This is a genomic window from Catenovulum agarivorans DS-2, from assembly GCF_000568405.1.
GTDB classification, from domain to species: domain Bacteria; phylum Pseudomonadota; class Gammaproteobacteria; order Enterobacterales; family Alteromonadaceae; genus Catenovulum; species Catenovulum agarivorans_A.
This window is the reverse complement of sequence record NZ_ARZY01000001.1, coordinates 196,935-221,103: the sequence shown is the minus strand read 5'-3', so window position 1 is coordinate 221,103 and position 24,169 is coordinate 196,935. Positions and strand designations below refer to the sequence as shown.

At 40.1% G+C, this 24,169-nt stretch carries 17 protein-coding genes; 3 read left to right on the top strand and 14 right to left on the bottom strand.

What is annotated here, in order from left to right:
• Positions 1–198 precede the first annotated feature (198 nt).
• Complete coding sequence (gene nhaD / locus DS2_RS00995) at positions 199–1,662, top strand: sodium:proton antiporter NhaD (RefSeq protein WP_051479512.1); 1,464 nt, start codon at positions 199–201, stop codon at positions 1,660–1,662.
• 97 nt (positions 1,663–1,759) lie between these two features.
• Positions 1,760–2,791, top strand: coding sequence for a succinylglutamate desuccinylase/aspartoacylase family protein (locus tag DS2_RS00990; protein WP_035012707.1), 1,032 nt, complete (start codon positions 1,760–1,762; stop codon positions 2,789–2,791).
• A gap of 40 nt (positions 2,792–2,831) precedes the next feature.
• Here the strand turns inward: DS2_RS00990 and parE are convergent, their stop codons facing one another.
• Genes parE through nudF form a run of 5 tightly spaced genes read right to left on the bottom strand, consistent with a single transcriptional unit; the run spans position 2,832 to position 7,208 of the window.
• Complete coding sequence (gene parE, locus DS2_RS00985; RefSeq protein ID WP_035012706.1) at positions 2,832–4,733, bottom strand: DNA topoisomerase IV subunit B; 1,902 nt, start codon at positions 4,731–4,733, stop codon at positions 2,832–2,834.
• A 21-nt stretch (positions 4,734–4,754) separates the two neighbouring features.
• Positions 4,755–5,342, bottom strand: coding sequence for a YqiA/YcfP family alpha/beta fold hydrolase (locus tag DS2_RS00980; protein WP_035012704.1), 588 nt, complete (start codon positions 5,340–5,342; stop codon positions 4,755–4,757).
• Positions 5,343–5,354: 12 nt separating this feature from the next.
• A complete protein-coding gene (locus DS2_RS00975) occupies positions 5,355–6,125 on the bottom strand; it encodes a metallophosphoesterase family protein (protein WP_035012703.1) in 771 nt (256 codons plus the stop codon).
• Entirely contained in the window at positions 6,126–6,566 is a 441-nt protein-coding gene (locus tag DS2_RS00970) for a DUF1249 domain-containing protein (RefSeq protein WP_035012702.1), read from the bottom strand.
• Entirely contained in the window at positions 6,567–7,208 is a 642-nt protein-coding gene (gene nudF, locus DS2_RS00965) for an ADP-ribose diphosphatase (protein ID WP_035012701.1), read from the bottom strand.
• A gap of 145 nt (positions 7,209–7,353) precedes the next feature.
• Between nudF and DS2_RS00960 the strand changes: the two genes are divergently transcribed.
• Entirely contained in the window at positions 7,354–8,640 is a 1,287-nt protein-coding gene (locus tag DS2_RS00960; protein ID WP_035012700.1) for a TolC family outer membrane protein, read from the top strand.
• Here the strand turns inward: DS2_RS00960 and DS2_RS00955 are convergent.
• From DS2_RS00955 to DS2_RS00915, 9 genes are all read right to left on the bottom strand, one after another.
• Positions 8,618–10,501: a response regulator gene (locus DS2_RS00955; protein WP_051479498.1), complete on the bottom strand. Its 1,884-nt coding sequence runs from the start codon at positions 10,499–10,501 to the stop codon at positions 8,618–8,620. The two genes, DS2_RS00960 and DS2_RS00955, sit on opposite strands and share 23 nt — an antisense overlap.
• A gap of 67 nt (positions 10,502–10,568) precedes the next feature.
• Positions 10,569–11,516, bottom strand: coding sequence for a diguanylate cyclase domain-containing protein (locus DS2_RS00950; RefSeq protein WP_051479497.1), 948 nt, complete (start codon positions 11,514–11,516; stop codon positions 10,569–10,571).
• A gap of 6 nt (positions 11,517–11,522) precedes the next feature.
• Positions 11,523–14,912 carry a response regulator gene (locus tag DS2_RS00945; protein ID WP_160168526.1) on the bottom strand — a complete coding sequence of 1,130 codons (3,390 nt, stop codon included), beginning with the start codon at positions 14,910–14,912 and terminating at the stop codon, positions 11,523–11,525.
• Between the two features lie 89 nt (positions 14,913–15,001).
• Complete coding sequence (locus DS2_RS00940) at positions 15,002–17,215, bottom strand: TonB-dependent receptor (RefSeq protein WP_051479495.1); 2,214 nt, start codon at positions 17,213–17,215, stop codon at positions 15,002–15,004.
• 100 nt (positions 17,216–17,315) lie between these two features.
• Positions 17,316–19,487, bottom strand: a complete 2,172-nt coding sequence (locus DS2_RS00935; RefSeq protein WP_035012697.1) for an NAD(P)-binding protein — start codon at positions 19,485–19,487, stop codon at positions 17,316–17,318.
• A gap of 8 nt (positions 19,488–19,495) precedes the next feature.
• Positions 19,496–20,446 (bottom strand): acetoacetate decarboxylase, encoded by a 951-nt coding sequence (locus DS2_RS00930; protein WP_035012696.1) that lies wholly within the window; start codon positions 20,444–20,446, stop codon positions 19,496–19,498.
• 184 nt (positions 20,447–20,630) lie between these two features.
• A complete protein-coding gene (gene htpX / locus DS2_RS00925) occupies positions 20,631–21,503 on the bottom strand; it encodes a protease HtpX (RefSeq protein ID WP_035012695.1) in 873 nt (290 codons plus the stop codon).
• A gap of 218 nt (positions 21,504–21,721) precedes the next feature.
• A complete protein-coding gene (phrB, locus tag DS2_RS00920) occupies positions 21,722–23,152 on the bottom strand; it encodes a deoxyribodipyrimidine photo-lyase (RefSeq protein WP_035012694.1) in 1,431 nt (476 codons plus the stop codon).
• Complete coding sequence (locus tag DS2_RS00915) at positions 23,152–24,105, bottom strand: YbgA family protein (RefSeq protein WP_035012693.1); 954 nt, start codon at positions 24,103–24,105, stop codon at positions 23,152–23,154. The genes phrB and DS2_RS00915 overlap by 1 nt, the downstream gene beginning before the upstream one ends.
• Positions 24,106–24,169 lie beyond the last annotated feature (64 nt).

Below are 24,169 nucleotides of genomic sequence, written 5' to 3'. Positions count from 1 at the left end.
AATCAAGCAAAGTAACATTAAAAACACAAATAAACTGAGTAAACTCATAACAATTAACCTTCTGGTGCATTGCACCAAAAAAGTGCCAACAAATTCATAAAAATGTCAAAATAGCCATACCGTGCCCTTAGTGAGTGTGGTAAAGTCGCGCGCCATACAAATAAGTTCAACTAAATGTTTGAGGCAGTAACATTCGATATGTCAAAGCACAATTTACATGATCAAACTTGGCGTAATAATTTGATATACGCTTTTGCTGCAATTGCAGCTTTTGTCTCTCCCAATCTATGGGCAGCCGCTGCAGGCCACGAACAAGCTTTAGACCTAACCAATCACACTATCGGTTATTTAGCCGTAGGCATATTTGTGTTGGCATACAGCTTGGTTATTGCCGAAGACTATTTACACATGCGCAAGTCTAAACCTGTGCTGGTTGCAGCTGGGATCATTTGGTTTATGTTGGGATGGATATATAGCCAACACGGCCTGCAAGACATCGCAAAAGAAGTATTTGAACACAACCTGTTAGAGTATGCTGAACTGTTGCTATTTTTACTTGTGGCAATGACCTACATAAATGCAATGGAAGAGCGCAGAGTTTTTGATGCTATTCGCGTGTGGATGATATCCAAAGGTTTGAGCTTACGTAGCCTTTTCTGGTTAACTGGAGTTATGGCATTTGCTATTTCGTCTTTTGCAAATAACCTGACCACGGCAATGCTTATGTGTGCCATTGTGCTTAAAGTCGCCAAAGGCAATAAGCAATTCATTAATATTGCCTGTATTAACATAGTTGTTGCGTCTAACGCTGGTGGTGCATTCAGTCCGTTTGGCGACATTACCACACTAATGGTTTGGCAAGCAGGAATCGTTCATTTTGAACAATTTTTTGTATTGTTTGTGCCTTCAGTCGTTAACTTTGTTGTACCAGCAACGATTATGAGTTTATTTATTAGCTCAGCACCTAGCCATGTTGTTTTAGAAGAGTTTGAAATGAAGCGTGGTGCAAAACGCATTACCTTCTTGTTTATTTTAACCATAGCCACCTCGGTGATGGCCCATAGCGCGTTCGGTATGCCGCCTGTGTTGGGGATGATGACGGGTCTTGGATACCTTAAGTTTTTTGGGTATTACTTGCGTAGAAGTTTACCAAGATCACTTGCGAAAAAACGAACCGAAGCGGAAAAACGCAAAGACGACAAAGCACTCAAGCGCTTAGGTCAAGTTGTGCCTTTTGATGTTTTTACCAAAGTTGCTCAAGCAGAATGGGATACGCTGTTATTCTTTTTCGGTGTTGTTATGTGTGTTGGTGGCTTAGGCTTTATTGGGTATCTATCGCTTATTTCCGAAGCTATGTATACCAATTGGGATCCCACTTATGCCAACATAGCAGCAGGTGTATTATCTGCTATCGTCGATAACATTCCTGTTATGTACGCTGTTATTGCCATGAACCCACCAATGGATGTTAGTCAATGGTTATTAGTTACTATGACTGCAGGTGTAGGTGGTAGCTTATTATCAGTAGGCTCAGCTGCTGGTGTTGCATTAATGGGACAATCAAAAGGCAATTATTCATTTTTTGGACACCTTAAATGGAGCTGGGCGATCGCGCTGGGTTACATTGCATCAATATTTGTCCACCTTTGGATCAACGGATAATAAAAATCTACAGCGCATGGTAAAAATTCCATGCGCTTTTTTAATTATTTCTGCTATAACGTCATAAGTATTAGTTATAGAGTAGAATTAAACCTCGATGTCAAACTCACTCCAAATAGGCGAACACACTATTGGTTTAGGTCAACGCGTAAAGCTTGAACTACCAGTTGCGAGCCTTTATTCAGATACCAACCTGTCAATGCCTGTTGAGGTGATCCGCGCCAAAAAACCAGGGCCAACCTTGTTTATTAGTGCAGCAATTCATGGTGACGAACTCAATGGGATCGAAATAATTCGCCGTTTGTTACTGCAAAAGTCGTTTAAATTGAGCAAAGGCACACTAATCGCAGTGCCGGTGGTAAATGTATATGGCCTATTAAATCAAAGTCGTTATTTGCCCGATAGACGCGATTTAAACCGCAGCTTTCCAGGTTCACCCAAAGGTTCACTGGCTGGACGACTCGCACACATGTTTTTACACGAAATTGTGCATAAATGTAATTATGGTATCGACTTGCATACGGGCGCAATTCACCGCAGTAATTACCCACAAGTACGCGCAAACTTAGCGGATGAAGAAACACAAATGTTGGCGCGTGCTTTTGGTGTGCCAGTATTACTCAATTCGGATTTACGCGACGGTTCACTTAGGCAAGTCGCTGCTGAGCAAGGCACTAAAATTCTGTTATATGAAGCAGGCCAAGCGTTAAGGTTTGATGAGTTATCTATTCGAGCGGGCATTAAAGGTATTACCAATATATTGGCTGAGCTCGGAATGATCAGCAAACGCAGTAAAGCGAGCAAGATTGAACCTTTCATCGCTTATTCTAGTAGCTGGGTACGTGCTAGTACCAGTGGTATGGTAAGAGACGTGAAGAAATTGGGTCAGTGGGTTAGGAAAGGAGAAACCTTAGCGGAAATATGCAGCCCAAATGGCCGTTTTGTTGAAAAGCTGTTAGCGCCTAGAAGCGGCGTGATTATCGGCAAGCAGAATATACCTTTAATTCAAGAAGGTGAAGCTATGTACCACGTCGCAAATTTTGAAGCGCCAGACGAAGTCGTCGAACATATTGAACAAATGAATGACGATTTACAAATAATAGACGACCCAATCAACCCAAAAGAATAAAAGCTGAAAATGTAATCAGCTTTTATTCATACAGCTTTAACTATAGCTGAGCTGCTAACAACTCAGCTTGGTCACCTTTTTGCTCCAACCAAGACTTTCTATCGCTACTGCGTTTTTTCGCCAGTAGCATATCCATTAACTCAAAAGTGGCTGGGCTTTCATCTATGGTTAATTGCACTAAACGACGAGTGTTTGGATCCATAGTCGTTTCACGCAATTGTAATGGGTTCATTTCACCTAAACCTTTAAAGCGCTGCACGTTTACTTTACCACGTTTTTTCTCGGCTTCAATGCGGTCTAAAATACCGTTTTTCTCATCTTCATCCAGTGCGTAATAAACTTCTTTACCGACATCAATACGGTATAACGGTGGCATAGCAACATACACATGCCCTGCTTCAACCATAGGTTTAAAGTGTTTTACAAATAACGCACATAAAAGGGTCGCGATATGCAAACCATCCGAGTCAGCATCAGCTAGAATACAAATTTTATCGTAGCGCAAACTAGACAAGTCCGTGCTGTCTGGATCCATACCGATAGCGACAGAAATATCATGAATTTCTTGTGAAGATAATATTTGCCCTGAATCCACTTCCCAAGTGTTCAATATTTTACCGCGCAATGGCATGATTGCTTGAAATTCACGATCGCGCGCTTGTTTGGCTGAGCCACCCGCAGAGTCACCTTCCACTAAAAATAGCTCAGAGCGACCTGAATCTTGCGAGGTACAATCGGTTAATTTACCCGGTAATGCTGGGCCAGAAGTGACTTTTTTACGCACCACTTTTTTCGCGGCACGCATACGTTTTTGCGCATTAGAAATAAACGACTCTACTAGCAACTCAGCAACATCAGTGTGTTCGTTTAGCCACAAGCTAAAGGCATCTTTAACGACACCAGATACAAAAGCCGAACATTGGCGAGATGATAATTTTTCTTTAGTTTGACCGGCAAATTGCGGATCTTGCATTTTGACCGACAGAATATAACTACATCTGTCCCACACATCTTCTGGCGTAAGCTTTACACCACGTGGAATTAAGTTTCTAAACTCACAAAATTCACGAACTGCATCTAACAAACCTTGGCGCAAACCATTAACGTGTGTACCGCCTTGTGCTGTTGGTATCAAGTTTACGTAACTTTCGTAAACCCCTTCACCACCTTCAATTAACCAAGTAACCGCCCACTCAGCACCTTCGGTTTTACTCGCAAACTCACCAGTAAATGGTACTTTTGGTTGGGTTTCAAAACCTTCTACTGAGCTGGTTAAATAATCGCGTAAACCATCTTGGAAACACCATTTATGTGTTTCTTTGTTCACTTTGTCGTTAAATTCAATTTCAAGCCCAGGACATAAAACCGCTTTAGCTTTTAGTACATGAATTAACTTGCTAACGCTGAATTTAGCTGAGTCAAAAAAGCTCGCGTCTGGCCAAAAATGTACGCTGGTACCTGTATTACGTTTACCACATGTGCCGATTTCAGTCAGGTCAGAAACTTTGTCACCATTTTCAAAAGCGATTTGATAAACTGTGCCATCGCGACGTACGGTCACTTCAACCCGAGTTGATAATGCGTTTACAACCGAAACGCCAACCCCATGCAAACCACCAGAAAATTGATAGTTTTTACCCGAGAACTTACCACCAGCATGTAGTTTAGTTAAAATAAGTTCAACGCCTGGTACACCTTCTTCTGGGTGAATATCAACTGGCATACCTCGGCCGTTATCCAAAACCTCTAACGACTGGTCTTCATGCAAAATAACCTTGATTTGGCTGGCATGCCCCGCCATAGCTTCATCAACCGAGTTATCAATAACTTCTTGCCCTAAATGGTTTGGCCTTTGGGTATCTGTATACATGCCTGGACGACGGCGTACAGGCTCTAAACCACTTAATACTTCAATTGCTTCTGCGTTATATTGTTGAGACATATGATTATCTTCTGGTGATTATTATTTAACGAACTGATGGTTAAATAGGTACTGCAACATGGTTGGCAAGCATTCTAAATAGTTATCGAATGCATGCGAACCACCCGCCTGAATGTTCAGTTCATTGTGCTTATATTTTTCTTCGGCTTCTTTATAATTTAACGTTTCATCTTCGGTTTGTAACCATACTGAAATTTTTAAAGCTTGCAACTCTTGAGTAGTGACATCAAATTGACGAAGTGCAGCATTAAATTGCTCATCGATAACAAACTTTTCATTCGTATAAGGATGCTGATGCTCACCTAAATAATCAGACAATAACTGGTATGGATAGGCAGCAGGATTAATTAATACCGCAGGCAAAGCCGTTTTAGCCGCGCAATAGCTGGCTAAGTACCCACCCAAAGAACTGCCAATAAAACCTATGATGTCTTGCTCGCGCAAAATCTTGGCTAATTGTATCGCCACTTGCTCAGGCGTGTTGGCCAGTTGTGGTGCCACTATTTCAATGCTATCTGGGTAATATTGTTGGCAATACGCGACCGTTTGTTGCGCTTTCACCGATTTGGGTGAGCTTAAAAAGCCATGTAGATAAACAATTTTTTTCATTCGATGTACAACTTACAAATAAATGGCTTGAGTGGTTACCTGCCCATCTTCGTATAAGGTAACTTGGGTTAAACCATACTGGCAACTGTTAATCTCGCCAGTTGAATGCTCAAACTGCACTGAACTTGCGATACTGCCATATACAGGGATTAAATCTAAATAACGACATTTGTGCGCATGAACATGACCATGCACAACCGCTGTTAATTTATTGCGAGCGCTTTTTGCTTGTTCGACCGCCCAACTATAGAAGTATTCTGAGTCGCGTAATGGATAATTATCAATAAAACCGCCATAAGGCAACAAATGATGGTGCAGCACAGCCAATAAAAACTGGGCAGAAGATTGATTAAGCAATTGATAGATGTAGTCGACTTGCGCTTCGTCTATGCGTCCACCACCATGGCCGTTTTCATCAAAACTATCAAACAGCGCTATTTGCCACTGTCCTAATTCGAGCAATGGCATTGAATAAGCACCAATGGCATTTTTTGCTTGGGCAAATAAATTTGGTTCGTCGTGGTTACCTGGGACTAAACAAATTGGCACAGACCACGGATATTGATTCACCAGTTCAACCAGCTGCTGATAACTGCTTTCAACTTCATCTTGAACTAAGTCACCTGTTAATAAAATTGCAGCTAATTCAGAGTTAGATTGTGTTTGCTTGTGTGCATAGGCCAAACAATTTGCCAAACGTTGGTATGGGTTAACATTGTGGAACAAAGTGTTTTTATCGGCTTTTAAATGGCAATCTGTAATTTGTAATAATTTACTGGGCATTTATCCAAATACCTGTTTATGCATGGCTAAACCACTGTGCAAACAATATTTTAGCCACTCGTTCAAAAACTGATTAATTTGCATTTTCTCGTCTGGCTGACGCATTTGAGGGTTAGGATACAGATAGCTTGGTTGAATGCGTGAAGCATTTTGACTAGACACAACTTCAGCCATTTTCGCATCATGATAAACTCTAATTAATACTTTCGGTTGCATGAGATCAGGCATACTTGCAGACAACTGACGCATTTCAACATGGGTCGTAAACTTACTCGCTTCTGTCACTTTTATTTGAAACACAGCAAACGGGCCGGTTTCAAACTGGCTGATAGCAGCAAGCTCCCACGATTGAACAATACGTGCCAACAGCATAAAATTATGCTCGCAAACGCGATTTAGCTCAGCGATATCTGGTACGTACTTCTTTCTGCGCAAACTCATTTAACCTTTTGATGCCCACTTATCTAAAACATTTTGTTTATGTAGTTTAAACCATTGTAGTGCAATTACGACAGCTGCGGCATCTATTATACCCTTGTCTAACCAATGAAACACTTGTTCCGTGCTAAACTGATGTACTTTAATGTCTTCGTGTTCGTAATCTAACCCACAAATATCACCACATTGAGTCGAGTCTACTTTAGCAACATATAAAAAAATACGCTCACTGGTCCCGCCGCAACTAGATAAATAACTTTGCATCGGGATTAAATCGGTTGCGTGCAGACCAGTTTCTTCTTCAGTTTCACGCAGTGCAACACTTTCAATACTTTGCCCAGGTTCAACCATGCCACCAACCAGTTCAAAAGCCCATGGGTGTGGTGCATTTTCCATACAGCCGACTCTTATCTGTTCCACCATAACGATTTGATCAAGTATCGGATCATAAGGTAAAACAACCACAGCATCACCACGCTCAAAAATTTCGCGCTCAACAGTATCAGACCAACCGCCAGCAAATAGCTTATGCTTAAACGAAACTAATGAAACATTAAAAAATCGCGAAAACAGGCTTTTTTTTGCCACGACCTCAACGTCTTGTTTGTTTAAACTGTAGGGAAAATCATCCAATAATTTCTTCATAAAACGGCGATACCTAAATTAATCTTTAAAAAACAGAATGAACCAAGGCATAATAGCTTGGTCTTAACACGAGCTTTTAGATAACAAGCATTTTGACATAGCCAAAATAATATAGCTAATACACAGGTTTAAACAGGGAAAAAACATGCGACTACGCAACACACTCATTACCAGCCTATTTTCAGTTCTATTGACGCCATTAGCTTGCGCCAACTCGATTATAGATATTTATCAAACCGCCCTTGAGCAAGACCCAAGCATTCGCCAGGCGCAAGCAAACTTTATGGCGCTCAAACAAGCTAATCCTCTGGCTCGCGCTAGTTTGTTGCCACAACTCAATGCAAGTTTAGCGCACAATCAAGACAATATTAACGACAGAACCACACAGAGTGCTGGCGTTAATTTGCGCCAATCATTGTACAAACATTCCAACTGGTTAAATTTATCTAAAAGCGAACAGCAGATTCAGCAAGGTCAGTTTACGTTAACTTTAGCCGAATTTGATTTAACCAACCGAGTTGTTTCCGCTTATTTAGATTTGCTAGAAGCCCAAGACACCCTAACTTTCGTGCAAGCTGAAAAGCAAGCGATAGAACGTGAACTCGAAAAAACCAAACAACAACTAAAAGTGGGCATATCAGCCATCACTAATTTACACGAAGCTCAAGCACAGTTCGACGCCGCGGTTGCACAAGAAATATCCGCAAGCAACGCAATTGAACTAGCAAAAGAAGCTCTGCGTGAAATTACCGGACAATATTATCAAACAGTTGAACCGCTCAATACTGAAAACTTTACCCCTCCAGCGCTAAACCCAGCCAAAGTAGATGATTGGCTCAACATAGCAGCAGCGAATAACCCAAGTTTATTAGGACAAAAAATCGCTGTCGCTATCGCTAAAAAAGATATAGATATTGCATCCGCTGGGCATTTACCAGAGGCAAATTTTGAAGCTGGCTATAATTGGCAAGACATTGACAGTCCAACCCAGCAAGGCGACGCAACTGGAGTAACTTGGTCACTGTCGGTCAGTGTCCCAATATACTCGGGGGGCGCAACCAGCGCGCAAAGTCGCCAAGCAAGACATCAGTACGTGTCGGCAAGCCAAGCGCTTGAACAAACTCAACGCAGTGTTATTAAACAAGTACGCAGTGCTTACAACGATGTAAAAGCAACACTAGCAAGAATAAAAGCTTTAAAACAATCGGTTGTTTCTGCAGAAAGTGCGTTAAATGCAACTAAGGCAGGTTTTAATGTTGGCACCAGAACCATAGTTGACGTGCTGAATAGCACTAAAGTAGTTTATGACGCTAAAAGAAACTTAGCCAGTGCTCGTTATCAATACATTAAAGCGATAGTAGGTTTAAAAAGTGCTGCAGGCAACTTGTCTGTACAAGATATTCAAGCAATCAGTCGTTTAAGTGCGGCTTAGTTCGATTACCACTCGCTTTATTTACTGTACTGACTAGCTCAGCTAACTTGCCAACATCGTCTGCTATACTTTGCCAGTTATGGCCTTGTATAGTAGACAGCTCAATTTTGCTTGCCAACGCGCCAATTTCATTATAGTTAAAAGTAAAAGCTGAACCTTTTAATCTATGAGTCACTTTACTGATAGTTTGCAAATCCTTATTGTCGCAAGCCTGCGACAACTCGACAGACATACACGGCAAGTTACGCAAAAACTCATCAACCAACTGCTTTTCAGCATTCGCAGGCAAACGAATATCAAATTGCTGGGCTTTATGCTGATGATCAGTTGCCAAAAATTTAATTAACACGGCTAATAAGTGCTTGCGTTCAACCGGTTTTGCGACAAAGTCGTCAAACCCAGATTGATAATATTTGTCAATTTCATCACGCACAACATGTGCGGACAGAGCGACAATAGGTAAATGCTCATAACCCAATTGTCGAACGATTTTAATCGTTTCAAGCCCTGACATAACAGGCATTTGCACATCTAAAAACACCATATCAAAATGGCTTTCGATAATCTTCTCAAGCGCCTGTTCACCATTTTCAACCATAGTAACGGTTAAACCAAGACGACTTAACAAGACTTCAATCAATTTTTGAATAGATGCATCGTCTTCAGCGACCAATATGTTACCAGTCAGATTTTGTTCAACATCCGTCGAATAGCTATCAGCGGGTACTTGCGCTTTTTCCAACAGTAGTTCGTTTTCTTCTAACTCAGTTAAATTGAGTTCAAAGGTAAATACACTGCCTTGCTGTGGTTCACTCTCAACAGACAAAGTGCCAGCCATTTTCTCAGCTAAATAAGCACTAATGCTTAAGCCTAATCCCGTACCACCAAATTGGTGCTGTATATTCGAATCAGCTTGAGAAAAGGGTTTAAACAGCTTTTCTTTACAGACTTGCTCGATACCTACTCCTGTATCAATCACTTTAAAGCACAGTAATTGCTGTTGCTCATCGAATGAAACGTCCAAAGTGACCTGCCCTTTTTGGGTAAATTTAAATGCATTAGACAATAAATTAACCAACACTTGGCGAACACGCATTAAATCCACCCAAATCAGTTTCGGCAATGGAAAGTGCGTAACCAACTCAAACTCGACAGCATCACTTTTAGGCAAACCTAAGACTAATGTTTGTATATCTTCGAGTAGATCAAACAACAACACTCGCGAAGGCATGAGCTGCAACTGGTCTGCTTCAATCTTTGAGAAGTCGAGTATATCGTTAATTAAACTCAATAAATGGCGGCCATTTCGGTCGATATGGCCAATCACCGAATGCATTTCACTTTGGTTTATATCACCATGTTTAAGGGCTTCGGCAAAGCCAATAACTGATGTTAGTGGCGTTCTAATTTCATGGCTCATATTCGCCACAAAACGACTTTTAGCTGCGTTAGCACGTTTAAGCTGATCAGTTAAATTATTTAAATTGCGTTTTTGATTTTGCAACGAGATGTGTGTTCGAATGCGCGCTTTTAAGATAGCGGAATTAAACGGTTTATGCACATAATCGCAAGCCCCTAGATTTAACCCTAACTCCTCTTTGTCAGAGTCTGTTGTACCCGTTAGGATAATCACTGGAATATCAGCGGTTGCAGGATTGGCTTTTAATCGTTTTAGCACTTCAAAACCATCCATGCCAGGCATCACGATATCCAGCAAAATAAGTTCTGGTTGGTACTTTTCTGCTTTGGCTATACCTTGCTCGCCATTTTTTGCCAAAATGGCGACATATTCGCGTTTTAACAACGCACTTAAAGTTTTTAGGTTAAGCTTTTCATCATCAACAATCAGAATCGATTCCACTGCAACAAACCTCTAACTCATTCCACTTATGCGCTATACCACAGGTGCGCAATGCACAATACAAAAACTACACTATGTGTAAGTTTGCACTGTGTTCCAAATTAGAGTGTTGACTATGAATCTGGTTTCGTCCACTGTCTTTCGCAAAATATAAGCATTTATCTGCCATATCTAATGCCTCCAGCGGATTTGAGTTTTTGTCGGGGAAATCTGTGTAACAGCCAATACTGATGGTTACACAAGACTCACATTCAGATGCCGCATGCGCAATATCAAGCTCACGTACCGCATTGATACAATTGTGTAAAACATCTTCCGCGCGGCGCGGATCAGAATCAGCCAACACCACAACAAATTCCTCACCACCTAAACGCGCAACAAAATCGCGATCACGCACCATTTGACTTTTTAATGCTTGAGCGACCGCTCTTAAAGTTTTATCACCCGCTAAATGACCATATGTATCATTAAAGTTCTTAAAAAAATCAACATCAATGACAGCAATGGTGATGGCTTGCTCTGTTTGTAGACAATTCCGCCATTCACTCGCAACCACATTATCAAAATAGCGGCGGTTAGGAATACCGGTTAATGCGTCATAATGAGCTAATTCATCCAGCATTTTACGATGGGCAGAAAACTGTAACTGAGTGTGAACCCGAGCCTGCACAATACCTGCATGAAAAGGCTTAGAGATATAGTCGACCGCGCCCAATCGTAAACCTCTTTCTTCGGCTTCAATAGAGGTGTTGCCAGTGATAAATATAATGGGAATATGCTGGGTTTCGCGTTTTTTCTTGAGCGACTCGATAACAGCAAAGCCGTCCATATCTGGCATGACAATATCGAGAATAATTAAATCTGGTACAAATTCGACTGCTTTTTCAATCGCCTGCGTACCATTTTTAGCCAACAAAACTTTAGCTTCATCTTCAACTAACTCTTTAAGAATACGTCGGTTAGTTTTGTCATCGTCTACTATTAAAATACTAAAATCTTGTTTAATCTTATTCATAATCCACTAAGTTGACAGCTCAAAGACCTGTCTATTCTCCCTTATTAAAGCAAGCGCATCATCGTATTCTATATCGTCAATATACTCGATTAGTTTAACTATCATATTGCCGTTCTCAACATGATACTGCAACTGCTCTAGTTTGGGTATAAAATCTTCAACATCAGCATTTGACTCTTCCAATAACTCAGTTATCTGCTTAAGCAATTGCTCTACTTCAACTTGAGTGAACGAACCTATATCAATATCCTGCTTAAAAAATTGTTGAGCAAATGGGTCAAGCTGCTCCATCAAGCTGTTTAGCTTATTGCATGTTTTTGCCAACAAGGCTTGATAGTCTTGCTGGTTAGTAATGGCTTGTTCTAACTGAGCAGCCGCATTCGCCAATTCTTGCGCGCCAATATAAGCGGCATTAGACTTCAACGAGTGAACTTTTAAATAAAGTTGTTCAGTGTCATCTTTATTGTCAGCCACTTCAAGTTCTTGTCTAGTATGCTGGTTCTCTTCAACAAAAGTTTTGATTAAGTCCAAATATAAGGCTGTTCGCCCCTGCATTTGTTTAAGTGCGTTAGATACATCCAATAAACTGAGTGATTGTAACTCAGATAATTCTGAACTCGCCGATACTTCGCCTGATTGAGCATTCTTTGTTGCATGGGCGTTGGTTTTATCAACCCATTTATAAATCACCCGATACAATTCGTCTGGATCAACTGGTTTAGTTAAATGGTCATTCATGCCAGCACTTAGGCTTTTCTTTGAATCTCCCGCCATAGCATGTGCTGTCATGGCGATAATCGGTAATTTTTCAAATTTGGGTAAACTTCTAATTTCACGAGTTGCTGTTAACCCATCCATTTCTGGCATTTGAATATCCATTAATACTAGGTCGTAGTCATTTTTCATAACTTTATCGATTGCTTGAATACCATTTTCAGCAATATCTATTTGAATGTTCGCTTCTTTCAAAAAGCCAACCGCAACTTGTCGATTTAATTTGTTATCTTCAACCAATAGGATATTTAAATGTGATAAATCAACCGACTGCTCTGACCATGGAGACTCAGGTATGACCGACTGTTTTATGTCTATATTTAAACAGGTTTGCAACGTATCAAACAAAGTAGATTGGCTAACCGGTTTTTCAATAAACCCATTAATTCCAACCCCTTCACTGGCAGCTTTTGCTTCGTCTTTATCGTATGCCGAGACCATTAAGATAGCCGGCATATCTTTAACCCCTAAATCTTGACGAATTAATTTAGACGCTTGAATACCATCCATTTCTGGCATGCGCCAATCCATCACAATTAAATCAAATTTTTGTTGGTTTTTTATTGCCTCCTGCACTTTATCGATAGCTTGAATACCGTTCTCAGCTTCCACTACATCAGCACTATGGTGAACGAACATATCAAGTATTACTCGTCGAGCAATTGCGTTGTCATCGACTATCAACACACGTAAGCGCCGATTTTCAATGGTGATGGCTGAAGTTGAAATATCTTCATGCGTTTTTTTGCAATTTACCGAAAAATGAAAAGCGGAACCAAGGCCTTCTTTACTATTTACCCAGATGTCACCACCCATTAATTCAACCAACTGTTTGCTAATAGCTAAACCAAGCCCTGTCCCACCAAATTTACGCGTTATAGAATCGTCGGCTTGAGAAAATGGTTTAAACAATGATTTTTGCTGCTGTTCTGTCATCCCCATCCCTGTATCAACAACTGCAAACTCAATTAAAAACTCATCATCTTCAAGCGATTTGGCACTAATGCGAATATTAACATGCCCGTGTTCAGTAAATTTGACCGAGTTAGAAATCAAGTTGACCAACACTTGTTGAATTCTTAGTGGGTCTGATTCAATAAATTTTGGTACATCAGGTTTTATATCAACAATGAGCTCCAGCCCTTTTGCATGAGCTTTAAGCGAACAAATATTGGTTGCGCGTTCGATTACACGCTCTAAATTAAATGAAACTTTTTCGATATTGAGCTTACCTGCCTCAATTTTTGAGTAGTCTAAAATATCGTTAATAATACCGAGTAATACATCACCTGAATGATATATTTTTTGTAGATAGTCTCGCTGTTCAAAGTTTAAATTGGTTTTTAATGCAAGTTGACTCAAGCCAATAACAGCGTTCATTGGCGTGCGAATTTCGTGGCTCATTTGCGCAAGGAAACGGCTCTTCGATTCATTTGCGCGTTCAAGTTCACTCGAGGTTTTTTGCAGCTCAGCCGTGCGCTCAGATACTTTCCTCTCTAAGTTGCTATTTAGTGCAATATTTTCTTCGTTGAGCAAACGAACTTTGTCAGCCATAGCAAAAGCCAAAAATAATGCATCTAATGTCGAGCCTATCAAACCTAATAGATAGATATTGACATTCATGCTTGGAATAATCCCCAAATTCATCAAGTTACCAACCATATTTGGCGCGAGTAACATCATGTAAGCGAGTAAGAAATATTTTGCGGGCTTGAACCCTTGTCGAAGAGAAATAACACCGAGTATAAAACCAGTAAGTAACATACCGCCAGTTGTGATACTTGCCAGAATCACCCCCCAACCAGGGCTCATCATAGCAATGGGTATCCCTGCTAACCCCAAGTAACCAAATGCAAGTGCAGAGTAACGCAATGACTTGTGTTTATTTGCATCTATCTTCAAAAATTTTAGAAAAAACAATGTATTAAATATTGGAAGAAGCAAAAAGCCAACCATTAAGTATTCAGGTGTTCGAATACCAAACCATTCTTCAGGTAAGTTAAGTGTATGTCCCCATCCCCAGATCCAAGAAAATACAAAAGCTGAATAATAAAGGTACATACTTTGGCGCGTACCTAAATAAATAAAAAGATTATAAAATCCTAGTGCAAGCCCGACCCCAAAACATAACAATATTAACGAGTTTTCAAACTTTATCTGGTTTTCAAATAATGGCTTTTCTTTTAGCAATAGTCTGATGGGCGCGAAAAAATAATCGCTTTTAAAATTAATTAACAAATAGTAACTTTCACCAGGCGTCAGCGCGAGGCTATTGCCATAGTGATACATAAACTCATGCTCACGCTGGTAACCTGTCTTAAAAACGTTTAGGTTAGATTTTGAAACAAGATAAATATCAATATTGTCAACCGCTGTTCCATAAGGGTACAAAACCCAGTTTTGTTTGAACGAGTCGTTATGTATATGGATGGCAAACCAATAGTTGTCGCCATTGAATTTAGGGGTATCAACTTGAACCGAATTTTGCACCCAATCAGCGATTTCACTGAATGCCTTGGGTAGCCCGTCAGACGGTTTAAATGTTTTGCCAAGCGGCATTAAATTTTGGTTATTGATATCCGTTAATAAATGGCCTTTATTGAAATCACTTGCTAATGTCACTGACGAAACACATACAAACAACGCTACAATAACAAGCTTCCAATAAATCGCTAGCCTAGAAACACAATCCACCATCACCCCTTAAGTTATTAATTCCACGTGTAACTAACTGAAAAACCAAACTGTCGCCCTTGCCCTTTAAAGTCTTCATACATTTGTAAGAAATTGCTTAGGTCAAATATCGACGTAGAATACTCCTCGTCAAATAAATTTGTTGCCCAAATAGCCAATTGCCAGTTTCCCGCCACGCGCTGCGAAATGTCTAAATTAATCAGTTGATAATCCTTTTGTTGACTATAAGGGTTTTCGTTTTGATCAAAATAGATTGCAGACGTATATTTCCAACCTACAGATGTCGTCAATTGACCTAGACTATTTTCGCTTTTATAGCGTGCAAATGCATTTAAGTTTAATTTTGGCGCAAAAGGCTGTCTGTTACCAGTAACCGTTTCACCTAGTGCATTTACAAACTCTCCTATTTCAGCTTGGGGTAAATATCCAATGCCAAAATCTATCGTTAAAGATGGCAGGGCTTTCCAACTTACATCTGCTTCGGCTCCATACACTTTAGAATCTTGAACATTGTCCAATACCTGAGCAGGCGCGGTTAAGTCATGTTCTGATTTTTGGTTCATAAATACTTGTTGGTTTTCGTAATCGTAGTAGAAAATCGCCGTATTTAAGCGCAAGTTATTTGATAAAATGCTTTTATAACCTAGTTCGTATGCAACTAAATGTTCAGGATCGTACTCAGCCCTTTTAGCTTCTTCTTCAGTGAATGCAAAGCCGCCATTGTATCCACCACTTTTATACCCTCTGGATATACTAAAGTAACTATGTGAATATTGGTCTAGTTGAAAGTTTAGTGCAACTTTTCCTGACCATGATTGAGAGTCAATGTTATTTGCCAGAGACCACCCCGGCACATCCACACCAGTAAAATCACCAACTTCAGTTGGTACGTTAATCGTTGACTTAGCACTGTATTGATTGCTTTCGTCTGTATAGCGACTTCCCACTAACAAACTAACCGTATTGGACAATTTGACATCCACTTGAGAAAAAATCGCTTTTGAGTCTATTTCTATTTCATTGTCATAATAAAAATCAGCAGGCCCAGCGGTAGTTAGTGCTCTAAAATCTCTAAAAATATCTAAATTATTATTTTGCTCAATTTTCTCGTTAAACAGATATAAGCCGCTAATCCAATAAACAAAGTCGTTGTTAAAATGGAATTGAAGTTCTTGAGACCAAGCCTCACCATCTAGCCCAAGGTAACCTTGGCACAGACGATTTGTGCTGGCATCACAATTAAAACTATGAAGCCTCTCACTGTCAGAAAGCCCTGCAAAATATTTCAAACTCGTTGAACTAGACAGCTCACGAGAATAACCCAGCTGAAATTGCTGAGCGTCTGTTGTATGAGGCGCATCGTTATCAACTTTAACTTTCCAGAAATCATTGGAGCCCGAATTGAATCCTGCATAGTCAGCGCAATTGGTTGAACCTGCAAGAGATGGTGGGCAAATAGTGCCAGGGTTTTCTAGTGAGTTAATACCGATATTGCCTGGTGGGTTGGGAAAACCATCCCATTTTTCTTTGTTATACATCAGGTTAAGCGTTTGCACTCCATCTTCATATTTAAGTGAAATACGAGCGATTTGTTGCATTAGGCCTGGCTGTGGTGAAGATTCATGCAAATTTTCGGTAGAATAGTCGTAATCTAATTGTTTAACCGCAAGTCTGGCTGCAATTTTGCGACTAAAATCATAATTAAAAACACCTTCAACAGAAGAGTAATTATTATTGCCATACTTAGCTTGCACGTAAGCTGATTTGTCAAAATCTGGTTTACGCGTTTGCACTAATACCGCACCACCCGTTGTATTTCTACCAAATAACGTTCCTTGGGGGCCTCTTAAAATTTCTACGTCAGCTACGTCGAATAAACTTGGAGCTGAATAATTGGAAGAAGCACCACCTATGCTATTTACGTAAACTGAAACTGGCGCGGTTGTTGAAGTGTTGTAGTCGATATTACCCACACCACGTATACTAAACGCAGGCGGGGTACCTTCTGCAGTATTGACACTAGAAGTTAGATTGGAAACTAACATCGAAAGATTAGTTGAATCTTTAATGTTCAGTTCTTCAATTTCATGCCCTTCGATATGAGCAACCGACAAACTTACTTCGTGCTCTTGCTGAACTCTTTTTTGTGCTTCGATATAAATTGTTTCTATACTGTCCTTAGTTAGTTTTTGTTGTGCCATTGCGCTTGTATTTAAACCAAACAAACACATATAGCAAAGCCAAGTATAGGTTTTCACTACTGAACGTTCCAAATATAAGGTAGGGCTAACTATAAGATAGCCCTAAATGTTTTATTTTTAAAGCATGAGATTAGCTAAAATCGCTTTCACCCATTATTTTTTCTGGCAGTCCACAAATAACTTGTGACGTTTGCATACCTGCCATTGTAGCAGCTTCTACACATCCTGCATTCAAACCAGTTTGAATCCAGTCACCCGTGATCAGTAGATTTGAAAAAATTGTTCCATTAGTTGCTAGTCGATATTGACTGCTATTTTTGACAGAAAGTACATAGCGCTCAGATGGGTCGACATTGGATCGCCAGTACTGTTCGTCGAACCTAGCTTGACCGATTAAACCATCTTTTTTATTCAATAAACAATTCCAATCAAAACCGTCTTTAGTTGCGACTTCAGGCCATAACCAATGAATTTCTTTATCTAGTTGATTAACCGCCCCTTGTTTTGCTATTTCTTTCATTTTTGCAGGAAAATCAGTTTGGGTCTTAGGTGGGTATTCCGCCACAGGTAAAGCACTACAAAAATATCCGACATTTTTTGCTTCATGTCCCGGCGACCAAGCATTTTCCCTAATCAACAATTGGTTCATCGCCGCCCATGTATCATAAGGCTCAGTGAAACCACTCATAACTGGATCTTCACCTTGCGGTATTTCACTCCAACCAAGCTCTTGTAAAGTTTTGTTTGTCCATACTTGGTAAGCCTGTGTTGCAACCGCCTTAACTTTATCAGCAACAGCTGCTAAACCCGAGTCTAACTCAAGTAATTTCGGACATAAGTGAACCAAGGAGGCAACAGAAATACCGTATACGACAGTATCAAAATCTACACCTTTTTTTAGCACTTTAGTTGGCAGCGGTTTATTGTAGTATTGCTGATATACCTGTGGCCAGTCTGACCAAAATGATTCAAGGTTGATGTTATTGTCTTTAATCAATTTAGCCTGTTCCGGTTCAAAAAATTCATCTCTTGGTTGGCTTGGCCAACATGGTAAATCTTTAACTGGCACTAACGGCTCGTAAGGTTTAATCAGTTCAACCTGTTGAGTCATACGAATTTCAGCAATTTCATTATCTTGTGGGATAAGTTCATCAACCTGATGAAAAAATTCAAACTTAACGCCGCGACGTGCTAATACCTCGTACATAGGTGAAAAAATGGTATCGCCCATGCCCGCTTGCATTTTCCACATCACACCACCTTTGTAGAGTAGCGCAATTCTGAGCATGGCTCGAATAATGGTACCAGCTTCAACATTTGGTTTGTCAAAATTTCCATCTTCGTAAGCAAATACTAGGTCATAGAAACCTCTAACCGGAGCGGAGTCGACAGTAAAGTCTTCATTTGCGCCATGTTTAGCTAACCACTCCATATAATCATAATTATTGATAACGTTAAAGCCATGCTTAAGCACACCATCTTCCAGCATACCAATTAATATGGTTAAACCTAAATCAGCCACTATAAATAAACGGCGAATTTCATCATGAGAATCTAAAAATTGATCAAACTCTTTGTGTAACCACTTACGAATAATTTTTAGTAAATTGTGCAAAAAACCATGATGGCTATGATCAAGCTCTTTGGCTTTCTTTGGCATGCCATGGACAATGTTTTCAAGCATCTCTAAAGCTGATTTAGCATCTTGCGACAAAACAGAAGCGACATGCTCAACTTCGTGTTCAATCCAATGTTCAGCTTGTTTAAACCAAGTTTCGTGATGTAAATTTTGTGCAAAAATTGGCTGAGGCTGTGTATGCGGGTGATTTTCTAATTCGCCAATAAACTTTTTAATCCAAGCAAGAGACATTTTAACTATGTCCCACAAATCAATTTGCTCGTCACCGTCAGCTGGGTTGCCCGGCACTCTTGGAAAAACAATCGGCCAAGTTTTCCATTGCTCTTGGATGTTTTCTGACAATACAATAAAGTTGTGTGGCTTAAAAGCTTCATCCCAAGTTGCGAGTGGACTGCCTACTGGGCGCTCCCAAGCTGCATAAGCTTTTTGAATTGTTTTAAATGCATTTACATAAAAGCCAAACCAAATATGCAAACCGTGTTCTTCGATTCGATCACCATATTCAGCATTCCGGCCACTTGCCCCTTTCCCACCTAATCTCCAGCCTTGCTGGTATACCGTAATGTCGTATAAATCTTGCCAATTATCCTTTTCTGTTAAATAAAATGCAGTCGTCATTGACGACACGCCGCCGCCCAAAATAGCTATTTTTTTCTTCTTCATGTTAAACCTTATTTGTTTTCAGCTATGGTAAATGCAGCGTCTTGATTGAAATCAAACAATACGTTAAACGGTAAAATTGCTGGTTGTGTACCTAAGTCTATGCCAAACATTTCTTGTAGAGGGAACATGTCTACCTGGTTTAAATTAAATTCGTAACCACTAAAATGCATATGGATACTGTGAATTTTTTGTACCGTTGACGGTGAGTGGCAAACGGCCTGATATACAGCATTTTTTGCTTGGCCATCTGGTAGTTGTTTAAACAACAGCTGATCTACTTGCGGTTTCCAAAAACTATCAAAAAGCTGTTTAACCATGTCTAAATCCATCTTTAAGACATTTTTAAACATCTCTTCACCGGCTTCGAAAATTTCTGCTATTGCGGCAAATGATTTTTTACTATGAGCACTGGTTTGTTTGACGGAAAACAGTTCGACTGGTGCCATTTTTGTATCAGGCGAAAATTTAGTAAACGCATCAACAGTAATAGTAAAGTCAGTATTTGGCGCGTCTGCTGTTGGCATTGTGTAATCACACAAATATTTGTTGAAACCCCAAGTTTCACGGCCATTTACTAACGCATAAATGTTATTTACACAGATGAAGGCCGGATACCAATACAAATGATCCATTTTACCTTCGATCATATGTGCAACAGGGAGCCAGATGATAATATCCGTTTCTTGAAAATAACCTTGGCTGGCAAATGGCTCTGAAGTGGGTTTGATATTCTCAATATCGGTAAAGGTTAACATGCAAAAATCTGTGAGCGCTTGGTAATGGCCTTTTGGCAATTTCACTTGGTTTAGGGTTTGATCTATATATTTTTGTATTGAACTTTGTTTACCCTTAATAAAAAAACCGTACATATTGGCGTTTAACATTCTACAGGGTGGCGCAGCTATTACTTGACCAGGGAAACGAGCGTAAGGAATATTAGTGCTTTCGGGATTTCTCATTTTTTTCCTACCTTTTTTGTTATTAATTCCGCGACCAATAGTGACATTAGTTTAACATCCTACACAAGGCAAATTTATGAAAGAACTCTCTATTATCAATAAGATGCCATTCCAACAACTTTGAAGCACTTAAAAACAAAACTCCCCGAACTGGTCGGGGAGTTTTTCAACACCGGACTGATTATTAACGTGCGTCCTTTAGCGCTTGAATGCGCTCATCTAATGGTGGGTGGCTGGCAAATAAACTTGCTAGCTTATTTTTACCGTTAATGCCAAAGGCCATCATTGAGCCTTCCAAACGGCTTTCTTGTGAATGTTTTAATTTTTCAAGCGCAGCTATCATGCTTTGGCGGCTAGCTAGGTAGGCACCACCAGTGTCGGCGCGGTACTCACGTTGGCGTGAAAACCAAGCCACTACAATACTAGCGAGTATGCCAAACAATATTTCTAGCACAAACACTGTAGCAAAATAAGCTAAGCCGCCCATGCCTGACTCGTTATTATTACCGCGAGTTGCATTACTGATTATACCTGCAACAACACGTGCTAAGAATATCACAAAGGTATTCACTACACCTTGAAGTAACGTTAGGGTTACCATATCACCATTGGCGACATGGCTAACTTCATGACCTAATACAGCTTCGGCTTCTTCTTTATTCATGTTGTGTAGTAGCCCTGAACTTACAGCCACTAGCGCATTATTTTTGTTTGCACCTGTGGCAAATGCGTTCATTTCTGGCGAGTCAAAAATTGCCACTTCTGGTATGCCTATGCCCGCTTTTTGTGCTTGGCGACGTACAGTTTCAACCAACCACTGTTCGGTTGCATTGCGTGGTTGTTCAATTACATAAGCACCAGTTGAGCGTTTGGCGATCCATTTAGACATTAGCAACGAGATAAACGCGCCACCAAAACCAAATACTCCAGCCATTAGCAACAAGCCGCCCATGCTTTGGCTTTGTATCCCCAGCACAGACATTAAAATACTTAAAACAATACCTAGGGTTACCATCACTGCTAGATTGGTTAATAAGAACAGTACAATTCGTTTCATATTTTCTCCGCGAAACTTAATCTGAACTAACTTAAAGACATAATATGTCTAATTTAAACATTATCAAGCGAATATCGAAAATATTTTTTAACTGCATAGATACCCAAGCTAACTGAAGGTGGGTAATTTTCCCCTCGCCCTTGGAGGGCTTATTTTCGCTTTAATGACAGGTTTAGGTTAACGCAAAAAACGCCTGCATTTTTTATTAACTTGCCTGTTTAAGTAGCTTGAGAATACATTTGCAAGGTCAACTCGCGCGCTTGTTTGTGATCAACAATTGGTTTGGGGTAATCAATTGTTATGCGGTATTTTTTTGCATATTCATGCGGCTTGTGGATCCATTTTTCGGGAACATTTTGTAACTCAGGACAATACATTTTTACAAATGCTCCTTTAGGGTCAAACCTTTCACCTTGGGTAGTTGGGTTGAAAATTCTAAAGTACGGTGCTGCATCATGGCCGGTTGATGCACACCATTGCCAGCCACCATTGTTGGCTGCATAGTCACCATCAACTAACTTTTGCATAAAATAGTCTTCACCCCAACGCCAATTAATATGCAAGTCTTTAATTAAAAAGCTGGCGACTATCATGCGAAGGCGGTTGTGCATCCAGCCTAGCTCGTTTAACTGGCGCATGGCGGCATCGACAATTGGATATCCGGTTTGCCCTTCACACCATGCTGCAAACTTGTCTTGGTCGTTGTGCCACTGAATATTTTGGTACTGGGCTTTAACAGCTTTGCCTTTACTAATATCCGGATAAAACCAACTGAGATGTTTGTAAAATTCACGCCATATGAGCTCGCTCAGCCATATTTCTGGGCCACTGCCTTTTTCAAACACTTGTTGTTGGTGTTCGAGGATTATTCGGTTCAGTGCTTGCCGTGGGCTCAGGACACCAATTGCAAAGTATGGCGATAATCGGCTAGTACAATTTGCAATTGGATAGTCTCTTTTTTGTGCATAGTCAATTACATGCTCTCGGCTAAAGCCACGGAGTTGGTTAATGACATCTTCTTCTTGATGCGGCCAGCATTTTAATTTTTCTAATGTCTGATTCGATGCTGTGTATTTATGATAAAGGCGATCAAAAATAAGTAGATTATCTGTCTGAGCAGTTGGTTTTGCATAACTGTAAGGTAAATTAGCTTGCAATTGATTAAGCCATTGTTTTTTAAATGGCGTAAACACTTTATAAGGTTCACCATTTTCTTTAACTACACTTGCAGGTTTTAAGATTAAACTATCGTGGTAGCGCTGTAGTTTGGTGCCAGTTGCTTGTAAAGCTTGTTCTAGCACTTGATCACGTTTTTGTTCGTTTAGTTCGTATTCTTCGGTGATATGGCAGTGGCTAACCTCATGCGTTTGGCAAAACTCGGCAACCCATTGGGCAGACTGCTGATATGTATCGCAATGATGAATAACCAATGGAATGTGCAATCCAGCCAATTCTTGCTGCAACTGCATCACACGCGCTTTAATTAAAGCGCGCTTAATTTCAGCCATATGTTGCTGTTGCCATTGCTTTTTAGTGAATACAAATACACAGGCAACACCTTGATTTAATGCCTGAGCCAATTCGCAGGCATGGTGAAGCGCTGAGTGGTCATAGGTTCTTAAATCGTTTCTATACCATACTAGTTGCATTAGCCATTTAACCCCATTTGTAGTGGATACGGACTAAAATACGTTTGCTGACTTAAATACTCATTAGGATATTTTTTCAAAAAGTGTTTAATTAAAGTCAGTGGCGCCAACAAGGGTACTAAACCAGATCGATATTGCATTATTAAGTCAGTCAGCTCTTGCTTATCGTGAGCCGTAAGCTGCTTTTTAAAATAACCTTGAATATGCTGCATTACATTGCAATGCTTTTTCCGACCTGCAATGTTTTTTAACGCAACCATCAATTGATTGAAATATTCCGCTTTCAGTTCCTCTAATGGTCGCTTATCTAAATTGGCAACAAGTTTTCCTAAGCTTTTATATGCCTGGTAGCTATGAGACATTATTTGGTATTTGTGCTGACTATGAAATTTTACCAAGTCGGCCATTTTGTCACTGTTGGCGACGTGTTTGTGCCAGTCAGCGTGAACATAAACGCGCGCAATAAAATTTTCTCTTAGTTGGGAATCGTTCAAACGCCCATCTTCTTCGACTGGTAAGTTTGGATGCATTTGCATTAACTGCTGGGTAAAAATACCAACACCATCTTTGCGGATTTGTTTCCCTTCAATATCGTAAACTTTCATCCGCTCCATACCACAACTGGGAGATTTTGACGTGACGATAAAGCCGTTTAATCCACTATATGCTGCGCATTTTTTTTCTGAAAATTCGCGCATCTGCTGAGTATAATCGATACTGGCATCGCGGCTATCTAACAATAATATTTGCTCGTTGTGCTCAACCAATCGAATTGGTTTGCGTGGAATAGACATGCCAATGCCGACTTCAGGACAAACCCTGTGGTAGTTGGCATAGTTAATTAAAACTTGGTTGGCAAAATAAAGGTTTTTGTGTCCACCATCAAAGCGGACGTTTTCTCCTAATAAGCAGGCGCTTATACCAATATCAACTTTTGGAAATTGCTTGTCCATATCTACCCTTTTGATCGTTTACCTAAAATTAGGTTTATCTGATTCGTACGAAGTTAAGGATAGA